This is a genomic window from Corynebacterium auriscanis (assembly GCF_030408435.1).
Lineage (GTDB): Bacteria > Actinomycetota > Actinomycetes > Mycobacteriales > Mycobacteriaceae > Corynebacterium > Corynebacterium auriscanis.
The window spans coordinates 753,989-769,703 of sequence record NZ_CP047046.1; the positions used below are offsets into that span (position 1 = coordinate 753,989).

The 15,715-nt window shown below is 58.8% G+C and carries 11 protein-coding genes; 10 read left to right on the top strand and 1 reads right to left on the bottom strand.

Going from position 1 to position 15,715, the window contains the following annotated elements:
* Positions 1-49 precede the first annotated feature (49 nt).
* The 4 genes from CAURIC_RS03170 (at position 50) to ndk (ending at position 5,604) form a co-directional block, all read left to right on the top strand.
* A complete protein-coding gene (locus CAURIC_RS03170) occupies positions 50-2,839 on the top strand; it encodes a valine--tRNA ligase (RefSeq protein ID WP_290183415.1) in 2,790 nt (929 codons plus the stop codon).
* Positions 2,836-4,533, top strand: a complete 1,698-nt coding sequence (gene folC / locus CAURIC_RS03175; RefSeq protein WP_425474814.1) for a bifunctional tetrahydrofolate synthase/dihydrofolate synthase — start codon at positions 2,836-2,838, stop codon at positions 4,531-4,533. Before CAURIC_RS03170 ends, folC begins: the two co-directional genes overlap by 4 nt.
* Before the next feature lie 161 nt (positions 4,534-4,694).
* Complete coding sequence (locus CAURIC_RS03180; protein WP_035113276.1) at positions 4,695-5,159, top strand: DUF4233 domain-containing protein; 465 nt, start codon at positions 4,695-4,697, stop codon at positions 5,157-5,159.
* A 34-nt stretch (positions 5,160-5,193) separates the two neighbouring features.
* Positions 5,194-5,604 (top strand): nucleoside-diphosphate kinase, encoded by a 411-nt coding sequence (gene ndk, locus CAURIC_RS03185; protein WP_035113277.1) that lies wholly within the window; start codon positions 5,194-5,196, stop codon positions 5,602-5,604.
* A 125-nt stretch (positions 5,605-5,729) separates the two neighbouring features.
* Here the strand turns inward: ndk and CAURIC_RS03190 are convergent, their stop codons facing one another.
* Positions 5,730-6,500 (bottom strand): helix-turn-helix domain-containing protein, encoded by a 771-nt coding sequence (locus CAURIC_RS03190; RefSeq protein ID WP_052094800.1) that lies wholly within the window; start codon positions 6,498-6,500, stop codon positions 5,730-5,732.
* 163 nt (positions 6,501-6,663) lie between these two features.
* On the opposite strand from CAURIC_RS03190, the gene CAURIC_RS03195 reads away from it, so the two are divergent.
* The 6 genes from CAURIC_RS03195 (at position 6,664) to CAURIC_RS03220 (ending at position 15,664) form a co-directional block, all read left to right on the top strand.
* On the top strand, positions 6,664-10,242 hold the full coding sequence (locus CAURIC_RS03195; protein ID WP_290183293.1) for an Rne/Rng family ribonuclease: 3,579 nt from the start codon (positions 6,664-6,666) through the stop codon (positions 10,240-10,242).
* 308 nt (positions 10,243-10,550) lie between these two features.
* Complete coding sequence (rplU, locus tag CAURIC_RS03200) at positions 10,551-10,853, top strand: 50S ribosomal protein L21 (RefSeq protein ID WP_035113279.1); 303 nt, start codon at positions 10,551-10,553, stop codon at positions 10,851-10,853.
* A 41-nt stretch (positions 10,854-10,894) separates the two neighbouring features.
* On the top strand, positions 10,895-11,161 hold the full coding sequence (gene rpmA, locus CAURIC_RS03205) for a 50S ribosomal protein L27 (protein ID WP_013888020.1): 267 nt from the start codon (positions 10,895-10,897) through the stop codon (positions 11,159-11,161).
* Between the two features lie 176 nt (positions 11,162-11,337).
* Entirely contained in the window at positions 11,338-12,849 is a 1,512-nt protein-coding gene (gene obgE / locus CAURIC_RS03210) for a GTPase ObgE (protein ID WP_035113280.1), read from the top strand.
* Between the two features lie 219 nt (positions 12,850-13,068).
* On the top strand, positions 13,069-14,208 hold the full coding sequence (gene proB / locus CAURIC_RS03215) for a glutamate 5-kinase (protein WP_425474819.1): 1,140 nt from the start codon (positions 13,069-13,071) through the stop codon (positions 14,206-14,208).
* A gap of 163 nt (positions 14,209-14,371) precedes the next feature.
* Entirely contained in the window at positions 14,372-15,664 is a 1,293-nt protein-coding gene (locus CAURIC_RS03220; protein WP_035113452.1) for a glutamate-5-semialdehyde dehydrogenase, read from the top strand.
* The last annotated feature ends 51 nt before the right edge of the window (positions 15,665-15,715 follow it).

A 15,715-nucleotide genomic window follows, 5' to 3' on the forward strand; every position in this document is an offset into this window, starting at 1 on the left:
GTTCACCGTGAGTGAAAATAGTGAAAACCGTGCGTCCGAGGCCACCGCTGTGCGTGGCACCATTGGTCCAGATCGTTCTGGAGCCCTGCCCAAGGCATGGGACCCATCGATCGTAGAGACAACCCTCTACAACGGCTGGGTTGAGGCCGGTTATTTCACGGCGGATACCAGCAGCGATAAGCCCCCTTTCAGCATTGTTCTGCCACCACCAAACGTGACCGGGCAATTGCACATGGGCCACGCTTTGGACCACACCCTGATGGATGCCATGGCCCGCCGCAAACGCATGCAGGGTTATGAGGTTTTGTGGTTGCCTGGTTCTGACCACGCGGGCATCGCTACCCAAACCAAGGTGGAAGCCACACTCAAGGAAACCGAAGGCAAAGATCGCTTCGACTACGGTCGTGAAGAATTCATTGAGCGCGTGTGGAAGTGGAAGTACCAGTACGGCGATGTTATCTCTAGCCAAATGCGCGCTGTTGGTGACTCCGTCGACTGGTCCCGCGAGCGTTTCACTTTGGACGACGGGCTGTCCCGTGCGGTGCAGACCATGTTTAAGGAACTGTACGACAAGGGATTGATTTACCGCGCCAACCGAATGGTGAACTGGTCGCCAGTACTACAAACTGCCATATCCGACATCGAGGTTGTGTACTCCGATGACGAGGGTGAGTTGGTGAGCATTCGCTACGGTTCTTTGGATGACAACGAACCACACGTGGTCGTTGCCACCACCCGTGTGGAAACGATGCTGGGAGATGTGGCTGTGGCCGTGCACCCAGACGACGAGCGGTATGCGGACATGGTTGGCACCAGCCTGCCACACCCATTCTTGCCTGATCGCCAGATGGTAATCGTGGCCGATGATTACGTGGATCCGGAATTCGGTACCGGTGCGGTGAAGATCACGCCTGCACACGACCCGAATGACTTTGCGCTGGGGCAGCGCCACAACCTGCCAATGCCAATCGTTATGAACGAAACCGGCCATATTGCGGATACCGGCACAGAATTCGACGGCATGGATCGTTACGAAGCCCGTGAGAAGATTCGCTTGGCTCTCGAGGAACAGGGCAGGATTGTGGAACGCAAGTTCCCTTACATCCACTCTGTGGGTCACTCCGAGCGCAGCCACGAAGCGATCGAACCTAGGTTGTCCCTGCAATGGTGGGTGAAGGTGGATGAGCTGGCCAAGATGGCTGGCGATGCCATTCGCAGTGGTGACACCGTGATTCACCCTAAGTCTCAAGAGCCCCGTTGGTTTGACTGGGTCGATGACATGCACGATTGGTGCATTAGTCGTCAGCTGTGGTGGGGGCACCGCATCCCGATTTGGTACGGTCCTGATGGTGAAATTGTCTGCTGTGGTCCCGATGATGAGCCCCCCACGGGTGAGGGCTGGACACAGGACGAAGATGTCCTAGACACCTGGTTCAGTTCCGGCCTGTGGCCATTTTCCACCATGGGTTGGCCCGAAAAGACCCCGGAGCTGGAGAAATTCTATCCCACCTCTGTGCTGGTGACCGGGTACGATATCTTGTTCTTCTGGGTAGCGCGCATGATGATGTTCGCAACCTTCGCGGACAGTTTGGGTACTTCCGTATTAGGCGAAACCAATGGCGGTGAAGGCCATGCCACCCGTACCGATGGTGCAGTGGCTAACGCAGACCACGGGGATCGCCCTCAGATCCCTTTCAAGGACGTGTTCTTGCACGGCTTGGTCCGTGACGAAAAGGGCCGCAAAATGTCCAAGTCCTTGGGCAACGGTATCGATCCGATGGATTGGGTGCGGGACTATGGTGCGGATGCTCTGCGCTTCACGCTTGCTCGCGGTGCCAACCCAGGTTCCGACTTGCCCGTTGGCGAGGATTCTGCGCAGTCGTCCCGCAACTTCGCCACCAAGTTGTTCAATGCAACCAAGTTCGCATTGATGAATGGTGCTCAGGTGGGGCAACTACCGGCCCGCGAGGAACTTACCGATGCTGACCGATGGATTCTGGACCGCCTGGAGCAAGTGCGTGCGCTAGTTGATGACGCCCTGGATCGTTACGAATTCTCCTTGGCTAACGAGAACCTATACAAGTTCGCCTGGGGCGAATTGTGCGACTGGTACCTAGAAATCGCCAAGGTACAGATCCCCCGCGATTGGGATGTGGCAACGGCGGATGAGGTTCAACGGGGCATCAATACCCAGTTAGTGCTGGGCCGTGTGCTGGATGCCGTCCTGCGCCTGCTGCACCCTGCGATGCCATTTGTCACGGAGACCCTGTGGAAGAGCTTGACCAATGGCGCCGAGGGTTACCCTGCTTCCCTGGTCATCGCTCCATGGCCTGGCCAGGAACTCACCAATGGCGGTGCAGAGGCCGACCACGTGGCGGCGCGCCGCATCGATGACATGGTGAAGCTAGTGACCGAGCTGCGCCGGTTCCGTTCAGACCAGGGCGTCAAGCCAACTCAAAAGGTGCCAGCACGAATGGACTTTGCCGCAGCAGATTTGGCGGAGCTCGAACCTGCGACCCGCTCGTTAGTGAAGCTGCAGCAGCCAGCTGAGGACTTTAGGGCAACAGCGTCCATCGAGGTGCGCCTATCCCAGGCAACGATCACCGTGGAGCTCGATACCTCGGGCACGGTGGATATCGCCGCTGAGCGCAAGCGCTTAGAGAAGGATCTCGCCGCAGCGCAAAAGGAACTGGACAATGCAGCTAAGAAGTTGAGCAATGAATCGTTCTTGGCCAAGGCGCCAGAAAAGGTAGTAGAGGGTATCCGCGAACGTCAGCGCGTTGCGCAAGACGACTTTGATCGCATCACTGCCCGTTTGGAGGGACTTCCGAAGGCATGACAGATTCGCAACGCGGGCTCCACAACGACTATGAGTCCGACGACCACGAGCCCAATGCCCCCAAGGCCAATGACCTCGACCACCTCGAAGAAGTCAGCATGGGGGACCTTTCACTCGGAGACACCGGGTTAACACTTCCCATCGATGCAGGCCAGGGGCGATTGGACAGCGGGTTACCCTCCGGTGGCACCACCGCAACCCAAGGTGGTGAGGGTACCGGGTTGCCAGGCCCAACCGGAGCAGATGGCCCGTTGGTGGATGCCGATGGGGAGCAGGTGGTGCCCCCGCGTCCTATCACCACGGAGGACATGAAGGACCTCGCGGAGGTCGAAGCGGAACTGGACCAGCGGTGGCCGGAAACCAAGATCGATCCCACGCTGGAGCGTGTTCAGCTGCTGATGGATTTGCTGGGCAATCCCGAGCGAGCGTTTCCCGTCATCCACGTCGCCGGGACGAACGGTAAAACGTCCACTGTTCGTATGATCGAATCGCTGATGCGTGCGTTCCACCGTCGAACGGGGCGTACTACCAGCCCCCACTTGCAGATCGTTACCGAGCGCATCGCGGTCGACGGCGAACCCATCCACCCTCGTGACTACATAGCCACATGGCGCGAGATTCAGCCATACGTCGAGATGGTGGATGCCAAGAGCCAGGCTAACGGCGGGCCCAAGATGAGCAAGTTCGAAGTGCTCGTCGCGATGGCCTATTCCAGTTTCGCAGATGCCCCGGTGGACGTGGCGGTTGTGGAAACGGGTATGGGCGGCAGGTGGGATGCCACCAATGTGGTCAATGCCGACGTGGCGGTGATCACACCCATCGGGCTGGATCACATGGATTACCTCGGAGACACCATTGAGGAAATCGCTGCCGAAAAGGCGGGTATCATCAAGTCCCGCTGGGATGCTGACGACCTTCTCACCCCACCGGATAATGTCACGGTGATCGCTGAGCAAGACCCCGATGCAATGCGGGTAGTACTGGCAGAAGCCGTTGATAAGGATTCCGCGGTCGCTCGTGCCGGCAGCGAATTCGGTGTCGCTGACGCGCAGATTGCCGTCGGTGGTCAGCAGATCACGCTCAGGGGGCTGGGCGGTATGTATGAAGACATCTTCTTGCCCCTGTCCGGTGAGCATCAAGCGCGCAACGCGGCTGTGGCCCTGGCTGCTGTTGAAGCGTTCTTCGGTGCAGGTAGTGGCCGTCAGCTGGATATCGATACTGTTCGCGAGGGCTTTGCCAAGGTCACCTCACCCGGTCGCCTAGAGCGTGTGCGCTCGGCCCCCAGTGTTTTCATCGATGCCTCACACAACCCCCACGGCGCCAAGGCCTTGGCCGCCGCGGTTGCTCGGGATTTTTCTTTCCGACGCCTCGTTGGTGTCGTCGGCGTGCTTGGCGATAAAGACGCCCGAGGCATCCTTGCAGCTCTAGAACCCGTGCTCGATGAAGTTGTTATCACTCGAACGCAGTCGCCGCGGGCGCTGAATGAAGAAACCCTAGCGGAGTACGCTCGGGATGCTTTCGGGGAAGAACGGGTGCATGTCACCACCAACCTGCCCGGTGCGGTGGAGTTGGCTATCGAGCTGGCCGAAGATGACGGCGATGAAGGCATGGTCAGTGGGGCGGGGGTGCTCATCACCGGCTCGGTGGTGACAGCGGGCGAGGCCCGTACGCTATTCGGCAAGCAACCGTGCTGATCGCCTGCCCCGGTCAGCACAGCGGCTTCGGGTCCAGCGTAACGGGCACGAGGTTTTCGTTACCTCCGCACCCAGGGGGTAGCGTTAATTCCTATGCGACCCTGGGACGTGGGGTCGCGTGGCGTCGGGTGTAAAAAACCACGAGAAATCAAGGAGAAGCAGTGGCAAAAAACCGTGCTCACGATCTGCAGATGGGCCCATTTGGCCCAGGGCATGAGCCGGCGGCGGACCCGCTGAAAGGCCTACGGGGTGTGATGGCGGGTACCCACATTTTGGAGGCTCTCGTTGTCCTACTGGGGCTGACTGTGGTGACCCGGATTCACGACGGGGAATACGCGACAACATTCAACATTGTGTACGTGACCGTCGTGGGCGTGGCGATGATTGTGGCAGCTTTCCTGCAAAAGGCGAAGTTCGCTGACATCTTGAATATCGGGTTGCAGGTTTTTGCGATCGCAGGGTTTGTGGTGCACCCGTCCATTGGTGCGATGGGCCTGCTGTTCGCAGCGGTCTGGTGGTATATCTACCACCTGAAAAAGAATCTCATCGAGCGCATGAAGCGCGGGCTGTTGCCCTCCCAGCACGTGGGACCGGACGGTAAGTTCGATTCGATCAAGCCTGAGTAAGCAGTGCGGAGTACAGCACGGTAGACTTTTGGGCATGACTGAACGTACTTTGATTCTGATCAAGCCAGACGGTGTTAAGAATGGCCACGTAGGCGAGATCATCGCTCGCATCGAGCGCAAGGGCCTGAAGCTGGCTGCTTTGGACCTGCGCGTTACCGACCGGGAGACCGCAGAGAAGCACTACGCGGAGCACTCCGACAAGCCATTTTTCGGTGAGCTCGTGGACTTCATCACCTCCGCCCCGCTGGTTGCGGGCATCGTCGAGGGCGAGCGTGCAATTGAGGCATGGCGCCAGCTCGCGGGTGGCACCGACCCAGTTTCTAAGGCCACGCCGGGCACCATCCGCGGTGACTTCGCCTTGACTGTGGGCGAGAACGTTGTGCACGGTTCCGACTCTCCAGAGTCCGCTGAGCGCGAGATCGGAATCTGGTTCCCTAACCTGTAACCCACCAGCGCTTTATCCCAGCGTTGGCGAATTGACTAACCCGTCACATCCGAGCAACCCCGGAAGTGGCGGGTTTTCCATGCTTATGCGTTGCTGCACTGCTTTGGGCATACAGCAATTTCGGGCTAGCTCACCTGAGGCATTAGTGGCAGCCCCACGCTTTTCTTGAATGCCTCGCGACCCTTTTCGGTGAGCGTTACCCAGTGCACGCGGCCATCGTGGGAGCGGAGTTCCCGGATCAGCACGGCCTGGCCGGAACGTACTAGTTCATCAAGTGCGGCTTGTGTTGCGTTGGCATCCATTCCGTATTGAGCTACGGACTCGATGAGGGCATCGGTTCGAATTTGGTAACCACCGGGGACGATCTGGCTGGCGTAAAGGTACGCGCGCAGCCACTCGGCATCGTTGTGGATGTGAAGGGCGCCGTCACTATCTATGTTTTTCACTAGTGAATAATGAACCGGTCGCCACGCGGGTGAACGCATGGCGATCCACATGATTACTCCGGCGAGAGCGGCGAACACGGTGGCAAACGCCCAACTGGCGAATAATCGAGACATGTTGAGGGGGATGAACATGAGCAGCAGCACGATCACCCCCCGGCCTTCTTCTTTCCAACTCCACGGTGTGCGGGCCAGTTCTGCATCCGTTTTCATGGGGGAGTAGTCGTTACCGCGCTTGCCCTTGTGGCGCAATCTGAACCACCACACCAGTCCAATTGCCAACGCTAGAAGTAGCAGGATGAGCGCAGGTAGTGTGCCCTTCTGGGGCGAAGCGGCCGTGAATGCTGCGATCGCGGTCAATACAGCGACAGTTAGCCTGCCGCCAACGCTAGGTTGGGTAGCCGAACTGATACCGAGGAGCGTGGGTTTGTCCAAAGCCGCGGGAGAATTCATACCAGCGATCGTAACAATCGCGTTCCCGTTTCACACTGCCAACAGGCATGGTTCGCGCAGATGTATGACACAATAGAAAGCAGGTCAGCACCGTCCACAACGATGATGCGACGCAGTAGTGCCGGCCATAAAACTTAAATACACAGCTTTTACAAGGAGAATCGTGGCGAAAATCAGCCCGGAACTTGCAGCTCAGGCTGCCCAAATTAATACCGAGGAGTGGGGGGCCAAGGTGCGAGTCCACCTGCTGGCCAAGCAGCTGGGACTGCGCGCGTCCGAACTACTTCCACATATCGAATCTGCCGGTATCGAGGGCAAGAAGGTGCAGTCTTCCCTCACTAAGCAGGAAGCTGAAAGTGTTGTTGTGGCTTTGTCATCGGGGGATGACGCCACGTCGCAGCCGGAAACGCCTTCCGCGGGGAAGTCGGCGTCGAAGAAAGAAAAGGCAAACAAGCCCCAGCGGAAGAAAACGGCAACGAGGAAGAAAACTCAGGTTGCTGGTGCGAATGCTGCCGAAGCTGGCCGGGAGGACGTGGCGGACAAGCCTGAGAAGACGGAGCCGGTTTCGAAGCCTGAGACCATTGAAAAGGGTCAGGCGGAGCAGGTAGAGCCAGCCGAGCAGGCCGAACCACAGGATCAGTCAGGGCAGGAAGAGCAGAGCGAACAGACCAAGCAGGCCAAGCGGAGCAAGCGGGTCGAGCTGACCGAGCAGGCCGAACCACAGGATCAGTCAGGGCAGGAAGAGCAGAGCGAACAGACTACGCAGGCCGAGCAGAGCGAACAGACTACGCAGGCCGAGCAGACGGGTGGTGGCCAGGGTGGTGCATCGCAGCGGCGTCGTGCTCGCCGCAGGGTAGTGCGCCGCGTGATTGGACGTTCCGCAAACCAGAGCGCGCCCGCGAATGAAGGTGCCGCTGCGCAGACGGAAAACGCTGCGAGCGATAGTGCTGCTCGCGGTGGCGGTGCGGACGACAATGATGCGCAGAAAGCGGGGGCGAATCAGAGTGCTGCCAAGGATGACAAGCGAGCAGGCGCTCAGCGGCGGAAGTCTAAGAATGACCAAGCCGCTTCGACCCCTAAGCGTGTCGAGGAACTGCACCCTGCCGAGCGTGATGAATCCGACGTTGTGGATCAACCTGTTCGTCTGAAGGGGTCCACCCGTTTGGCATCTCAGCGTCAGTGGCGGCGCGAGAACCGCGAACGTACCCAGACTGTAAGTCGATCTGCGTTCTTGGCCCGTCGCGAATCCGTTGAGCGGAAGTTGGTGGTGCGTGATTCTCATCGCTCTGATCACCAAGGCCTGACTACTCAGGTTGGAGTGGTCGAAGACGGCATGCTGGTGGAACACTTCGTAACTAGTGAGACGCAGCAGTCGATGGTGGGCAACATCTACCTCGGCCGCGTACAGAACGTCCTGTCCAGCATGGAGGCCGCGTTCATCGACATTGGTACTGGCCGTAATGCTGTCCTGTATGCGGGCGAGATGAATTGGCACTCGCCCCACCTGCATTCCAAGAACCGCCGTATTGATTCGGCCTTGAAAGCGGGTGACCAGATCCTGGTGCAGGTCATTAAGGACCCAGTCGGGCATAAGGGCGCTCGGTTGAGCAACCGAGTGAGTTTCGCCGGGCGCTACTTGGTTTACTTCCCCGGAGGAACGACCGCGGGTATTTCCCGGAAGTTGCCTGAACCGGAGCGTAAGCGACTGAAAGACATCCTGGCCAATGTGATTCCCGGTGACGGCGGAGCCATTATCCGCACGGCAGCTGAGAATGTCCCTGAAGAACTAATCGGGGAGGACGTGGCACGCCTGCACTCCATCTGGGAAAAGGTCAGCAAGGAAGAAGTGAAAGCTCGCGACCGCAAGGGTGCGAAGCCGATCACGCTCTACGAAGAGCCAAACATGCTGGTCAAGGTTGTCCGTGACATCTTCAATGAGGATTTCAAGGAACTTGTCGTCGATGGCGCAAAGTCGTGGCAAGTGGTTCGTGACTATGTGTCACGCATGGCACCTGACTTGCAAGGTCGGCTCATCAAGTGGAATCCCGATAGGCACGAAGGCGAAGATGTTTTCGCCGCGATGAACCTAGACGAGCAGCTGACGAAGGCGCTGTCGCGGAAGGTATGGCTGCCATCCGGTGGGCACCTCATCATTGATCCGACCGAGGCCATGACGGTCATTGACGTTAACACGGGATCGTTTGTCGGCTCCGGTGGAAACCTCGAGGAAACGGTTACTCAGAACAACCTTGAAGCGGCCGAAGAGATCGTTCGCCAGATGCGCTTGCGTGACCTGGGCGGCATGATTGTCGTGGATTTCATCGACATGGTATTGGAAGAAAACCGGGACCTCGTGCTGCGTCGTCTGACCGAGTACCTTGGCCGGGACCGTACCCGTCACAAGGTCAGTGAAGTGACGTCGCTGGGCTTGGTGCAGATGACCCGTAAGCGTTTAGGTACCGGTTTGCTGGAGACCTTCTCCACGATCTGTACCGAATGCGACGGTCGCGGTGTGATCTTGCACGCTGATCCTGTGGAGCATGAGGAGGAAGAAGCGCCACGCCGCGATCACGGCCACCGGAAGGAACGCCAGCAAGCGCGACGTCAACAAGTCATGCGTGAAGGTACGGGCAAGCCACGTCGCGATGAATCCTCCCGTCGTGGTGACAAAGCACACCGTGACAACAACCAAGCTGGGTCCAGCTCGACTGAGGTGGGATCGCCCGCTGAGTTGGCATCTTCTGCGGAGCAGACCGAGTCGCGCAGTCACGATAAGGCCACATCTACCCGTCGAGTGCGCCGCCGTCGCGTTGTGCGTAGCGTGACGGGATCGCAGCCCGATACCGATGCGCGCAACGTTGATGAGGGCCTGACCCATCGTCGTCGCACCAAGGGCAACAACCTAGCCGATGACGGACAGGCAAAGACTAACCGTCGCCGGCGTGCAAATGACGTGGCTATCGACGACATCGCAGCATCCGCCTTGCGCAATGCAAAAGCTGAGGATCCAGATGAGCCATCGGGTGCTGACTACATGCCCAACGATGCGCATGGTGATGAGAGGGCTTCTCAGCGCATCGCGCGGAATAACCGAGGCAACCGGGGCAACCGCGATTACCGGGACAACCGAGGCAACCAGGGCAACCGCGATAACCGGGACAGCCGCGATAACCAGGACACCCAAGGCAACCGCGACAAGGACAGCGAAGGCGTAAGCGCGTCCCGCCGTCGTCGCGTTCGCCGCGTTGTCCGTGCGCGCCACGTGAATGCCGCGAACACTTTGGAGCAAGGTCAGGCGCCAGCCGATAGGGCCTCATCGAGTACAGAACACACCGATGTCACCCAATCCGAAGCGACGCAGTCTCGTGAATCGCAGTCCAGCGATTCCCGGAAGCAGCGAACGGCACGTGGTCGCCACGCGGACTCGCAGACTTTCGAAGAAGCGAAGGCTGAGTTCGAAGCTTCACCGCGCCGGAAGCGCCAAACGCGCGGTAATTCGCGGTCAGACATTGCACCACAACCGGAGGACTTTGAGCGCACCGGCGCTAAGGACCCCGGTCAAGGTGGGCGCGGTTGGAGCAACCGAACCCGGGACGGCCGCAACCAGAACAACCGCAACAATCGCGGTCATGACGGCCAAGGTCAGGTTAACCGCGGAACGGGACAGCAACTGGATAGTGCTGCCCCACGCGGTGGCCGTGGCACCCGTCGTGTGCGTCGCGTGGTTCGCAAGCGAACCTAGCGGGGAAAGCATGCTGCTCAAGTGCAGACAAAGAGCCTTTTGTGGCGCGTGTGAAACCACACGAGGGTGATTTTGTTTCCAGCCTTTTTAGGGGTAGTCTTGAGCAGTCGCTGTTCAATTGTGAGGTGGCTTGCACACTCATGCGTGCATCCGCCCAGCTCGCAGCCCAGAAGCTTTGCAGGGCTGACCAATTGAACGCAGTGAAAGCAATAAGTCCAGTCAGGGTGCTTCTGCTCGTGCCGTCGTTGTTAGGTACGACCGCGGGGGCTGCCTGAACCGAGTAGAGAAATTTAAAGGGGTAGCCCTACATGTACGCGATCGTCAAGACCGGCGGAAAGCAGTACAAGGTTGCCGAAGGTGACCTCGTCAAGGTCGAGAAGATCGAGGGTGAGCCAGGTTCTTCCGTGGCTCTCACCCCGGTTCTCGTCGTCGACGGTGCAGACGTCACCACCGGTGACAAGCTCGCTTCCGCAAGCGTCAACGCAGAAATCGTAGAACACGTCCGCGGCAAAAAGATCCGCGGCATGCACTACCGCAACAAGACCGGCTACAAGCGCCGCTTCGGCCACCGTCAGGCCCTCACGGTCCTGAAGGTCACCGGTATCAAGTAACTTTACCGAGACACTGATCTTCCTTAAGGAGGGAGAGACACATGGCACACAAGAAGGGTGCATCTAGCTCTAACAACGGTCGTGACTCCGAGTCCAAGCGTCTCGGTGTGAAGCGATTCGGTGGTCAGCAGGTTAAGGCCGGCGAGATCCTGATCCGTCAGCGCGGTACTTCTTTCCACCCAGGCGAGAACGTTGGCCGTGGTGGCGACGATACTTTGTTCGCTCTCAAGGCTGGCGCTGTTAAGTTCTCCACCAAGCGCAACCGTCGCATGGTGAACATAGTCGAGAACGAGACCGTCGAGGCATAACCAGCCTCGCGCACGCCCCGCGACCGCTGCCCGTTGTCCTTTCCTCCCACTACTGTGGGGTGGCGAGGAACGCGGACACGGCGTGGGGCTTTTTCTTTTATTTTGGTCGACGCCCCGCTCGGCCCCGACCACGCAACTCAGCGTGGCGCAAATTCTTAACCGAAAGGACCACCTCAATGGCACAATTCGTCGATCGCGTGGTGCTCCACCTACAAGCAGGTGACGGCGGCCACGGCTGTAGCTCCGTGCACCGAGAAAAGTTCGTCCCCCTAGGTGGTCCTGACGGTGGTAATGGTGGCCACGGCGGTGACATTATCTTGGAAGTCTCCGACCAGGTGCACACGCTGCTGGATTTCCACTTCCACCCCCATATTAAGGCCAGCCGCGGCAACAACGGTGCTGGCGATCACCGCCACGGTGCCCGCGGGGAAGACCTCGTTCTTCCCGTACCCGAAGGCACGGTTGTTATCGACCAAGACGGCGAGGTCATCGCCGATCTTATGGGCAAGGGCACCCGCATGATCGTTGCGGAGGGTGGTCACGGCGGATTGGGCAATGCGGCCTTGGCCTCGAAAACTCGCAAGGCCCCTGGCTTTGCGCTGCTGGGCGAGCCGGGTGAGGTCAAGGACATTACCCTAGAACTCAAGTCCATGGCCGACGTGGGGCTGGTCGGATTTCCCTCTGCCGGCAAGAGCTCCCTGATCTCCGTGCTTTCGGCAGCCCGCCCGAAGATTGGCGACTACCCGTTCACTACGCTCGCGCCGAATCTCGGCGTGGTCAACATTGGGCATAAGGCATTTACTATTGCCGACGTGCCGGGCCTGATCCCGGGGGCTAGCCAAGGTAAGGGACTAGGGTTGGACTTCTTGCGCCACATCGAGCGCACCGCTGTGTTGGCCCATGTGGTGGACGCTGCCAGTTTGGAATCTGACCGCAATCCGGTGGACGACATTCGCGCGCTCGAAAAGGAGCTCGCCACCTACCAGGAAGAACTCACGTCTGATTCGGGCTTGGGTGATTTGCGGGAACGCCCGCGCGTTATCATTTTGAACAAGATGGACGTCCCCGATGCGGAGGACATGGCAGACCTGCAAGAAGAGGAGCTGATGTCCTTCGGCTGGCCCATTTTCCGCATTTCTACCGTCGCCCGCACGGGGCTGAAAGAGCTCACGTACGCGCTGTTGGAGATCGTGGAAACTCACCGCGCCGAGCATCCGGTGACCCGACGGGAAGTGAAAGTGCTGACACCGCAGGGCGTCAAGTCGAAGAGGGGCGGCAGGTTCGCTTCTTTCGAAGTGATGAAGGACTCCGAGAACACTGGAGGGTTCTTGGTCATGGGTGAGAAGGTGGAGCGGTGGATCCGGCAAACCGACTTCGAAAATGACGAAGCCGTGGGATTCCTTGCGGACCGGCTGGCCAAAGCGGGGGTCGAAGAAGAACTATGGAAGATCGGCGCAGTGGAAGGCGATGAGGTCACCATTGGTGATATCACCTTCGAATGGGACCCAACGACCGCGGCGGGGGTGGACATCATGCGCTCTGGACGAGGCACGGATATGCGCTTGGAACAGACCACACGTACCGGCGCTGACGAGCGTAAGCGCGCGTCTCAGGCCCGCCGTGGTCTGATCGACGAATATGACTTTGGAGACGGCGAAGAGGCAGATCGCGAGCGCTGGCAAGGCTAGCTGAGAATAGTTATTTAGTCATGCCAACGTTTTTTGGCTGGCATAATGGGATATATGCCGAATCCCAACCCAGATGTTGAAGATCGAGACGATGAGACTGTGGGGGGAGCCGAACCGGTTCCTGCCTTCGGATCTCGACCCGTTCACACCCCGGGGCCGGTGATCCCTGCCACGACGGTAGAGTTTCCCGACCCCGAGGCGGATCCGGATGATCCCGCGATGGGTCATGAATCCGACGTACGTCGCGATGTAGCACACGCCCGTCGCCTCGTTGTAAAAATCGGTTCGTCTTCCTTGACGGATGACGATGGCCAGGTGAACCCCGAACGCATCGACACCATTGCCGATGCGTTAGAGGCACGGATGGACCGGGGCACGGACGTTATCGTTGTGTCCTCGGGCGCTGTCGCTTGTGGTATGGGCCCTTTGGAACTGTCCCAGCGCCCAACTGATTTGGCTACGAAACAAGCCGCCGCGGCTGTCGGCCAGGTACTGCTTGCACAGGAGTGGGCACGATCATTTGCCCGCTACGGGCGCACGATTGGCCAGGTGTTGCTCACGGCGTCTGATGCTGCGGAGCGTGACCGTGCCCGCAATGCGCAGCGCACGATCGACCGGTTGCGGCAACTGAAGACCGTGCCTATCGTGAATGAGAATGACACGGTTGCGACATCCGAAATGCGGTTCGGTGACAACGATCGCTTAGCCGCCCTGGTTAGTCACCTTGCTTTCGCCGACGCCCTCGTGCTGCTCAGCGACGTAGATGGCTTGTACGACCGTAATCCCGCCGAACCGGATGCCAACTTCATTCCTGAAGTGCGCTCTGGTAAGGATCTGCGGGGTGTGATCGCAGGCGATGGTGGGCGCCTAGGCACAGGTGGCATGGCGGCAAAAGTGTCTGCCGCACGCCTGGCCTCGCGCGCAGGTGTTCCCGTGTTGTTGACATCAACGGAGAACATTGGTGCAGCGCTCGATGATGCCCAGGTGGGAACGTGCTTCTGGCCAGATGAAGACCGCTTGAGCGCCTGGAAGTTCTGGGTGCTGTACGCGGCTGATTCTAGGGGCCGTTTGCACTTGGATGCAGGTGCTGTCGAAGCCGTGACGAACAACCGTAAGTCCTTGCTGGCTGTAGGCATTACCTTGGTAGAAGGAGACTTCTCCCAGGGGGATATCGTGGACATTGTCGATCCTGAGGGTGTTCTGGTAGGCAGGGGAGAGGTAGCTTATGATTCCGTCATGCTCGATGGCATGATCGGTCGGCCAACCCAGGATATGCCCGAGTTTGCGCGCCGCCCCGTGGTTCATGCGGATTACATGTCAACCTATTCCAACCGTGCCCAGCTGAATATACCCAGCTAGTGAGCAAGAACTTCGAACTAGCAGCATATGGCCCAGCTGATAGGGATCAGCTGAAGAGCCCAGCTGATAGGGCTCAGCTGATTGTACCCAGTAGTTTTACGGCACTCTCGGCTCAACTGAATTTATCCAACTAGTAATGAACAACCCCGATACTGTGAAGGTTATGACTGACAACAACGCTAATGTGACCCCCGAACGCCAAGCCGAGCGCGCAGAAGTGTATGACAAGGCGCGCAAGGCCAAAGAAGTAAGCCAGCAGGTTCTGCTTACCACCCTGCAGAAAAATGAGCTGCTGGAAAAAGCCGCTGAAGCTCTCGAAGCCAACACCGAGGAGATCCTGCAGGCAAACGAAGAGGACCTGGCCGCAGGTAAAGAACGCGGCCTGTCTGACAGCTTGCTGGATCGCCTGCAGTTGGATGAGGAGCGGATCAAGGGCATCGCCAACGGCCTGCGCCTCGTTGTCGGCTTGAACGACCCAGTGGGTGAGATCGTCCGGGGACACACTCGCCCCAACGGTTTGCGCCTCAAGCAGGTTCGCGTTCCCCTGGGCGTGATGGGAATGGTCTACGAAGCGCGCCCCAACGTCACCGTCGATGCGTTCGGCCTCGCGGTGAAGTCTGGCAATATTCCGTTGCTCCGCGGTTCCAAGTCCGCTCGGCACACCAACGAAAAACTCGTGGAAATCCTGCAAAACGTGGCCGCTGAATATGGTCTGCCCCGCGAGATCGTGCAGTTGCTGCCATGCGATACACACGACTCGGTACAGGACCTGATCACCGCCCGCGGTTTGGTCGACCTTGTTATCCCGCGCGGTGGCGCCGGTTTGATCAACGCGGTGGTAACCGGTGCGACCGTCCCCACGATTGAAACGGGAACGGGCAACTGCCACTTTTATATCGACAATTCCGCAGATGTCGATACCGCAATCAAGCTGGTGATTAACGGCAAGACCCGCCGTTGCTCCGTGTGCAATGCCACCGAGGTGCTGCTGCTAGATACCAACCTGCCAGACCAGGACAAGAAGCGTGTTCTCAAGGCTCTGCAGGATGAAGGCGTGACGTTACACGGCAAGAAGGCAGAGCTGGACGGGCTTGCCGATGACGTTGTGGAAGCAACCGATGAGGACTGGACTGATGAGTACCTGTCCTTCGACATTGCTGTGGCACTGGTCGATGGCGTGCAAGAGGCCGTTGAGCATATCAAAAAGTACTCCACCGGTCACACCGAAGGCATCGCCGCCCAAGACTACAGCGTGACCAACTATTTCGAGACCTTCGTGGATTCCGCTGCGGTTTCCATCAACACCTCAACCGCGTGGACTGATGGCGAAATGTTCGGCTTTGGTGCCGAGATTGGCATCTCCACCCAGAAGCTGCATGCTCGTGGGCCAATGGGTCTACCGGAATTGACCTCCACCAAGTGGGTTGTCTCTGGCGACGGCCAGGTTCGCCCCTAATCTGATGGTGCAAGTTCGCCCCTCAGCCGGTTGATGACCTTCGCACCACGG

Excerpts from the sequence above, each read along its gene's own strand:
- CAURIC_RS03190 (WP_052094800.1), bottom strand. The coding sequence starts at position 6,500 with ATGAATTCTCCCGCGGCTTTGGACAAACCCACGCTCCTCGGTATCAGT.
- rpmA (WP_013888020.1), top strand. The coding sequence starts at position 10,895 with ATGGCACACAAGAAGGGTGCATCTAGCTCTAACAACGGTCGTGACTCC.
- ndk (WP_035113277.1), top strand. The coding sequence starts at position 5,194 with ATGACTGAACGTACTTTGATTCTGATCAAGCCAGACGGTGTTAAGAAT.
- obgE (WP_035113280.1), top strand. The coding sequence starts at position 11,338 with ATGGCACAATTCGTCGATCGCGTGGTGCTCCACCTACAAGCAGGTGAC.
- rplU (WP_035113279.1), top strand. The coding sequence starts at position 10,551 with ATGTACGCGATCGTCAAGACCGGCGGAAAGCAGTACAAGGTTGCCGAA.
- proB (WP_425474819.1), top strand. The coding sequence starts at position 13,069 with ATGGGTCATGAATCCGACGTACGTCGCGATGTAGCACACGCCCGTCGC.
- CAURIC_RS03220 (WP_035113452.1), top strand. The coding sequence starts at position 14,372 with ATGACTGACAACAACGCTAATGTGACCCCCGAACGCCAAGCCGAGCGC.
- folC (WP_425474814.1), top strand. The coding sequence starts at position 2,836 with ATGACAGATTCGCAACGCGGGCTCCACAACGACTATGAGTCCGACGAC.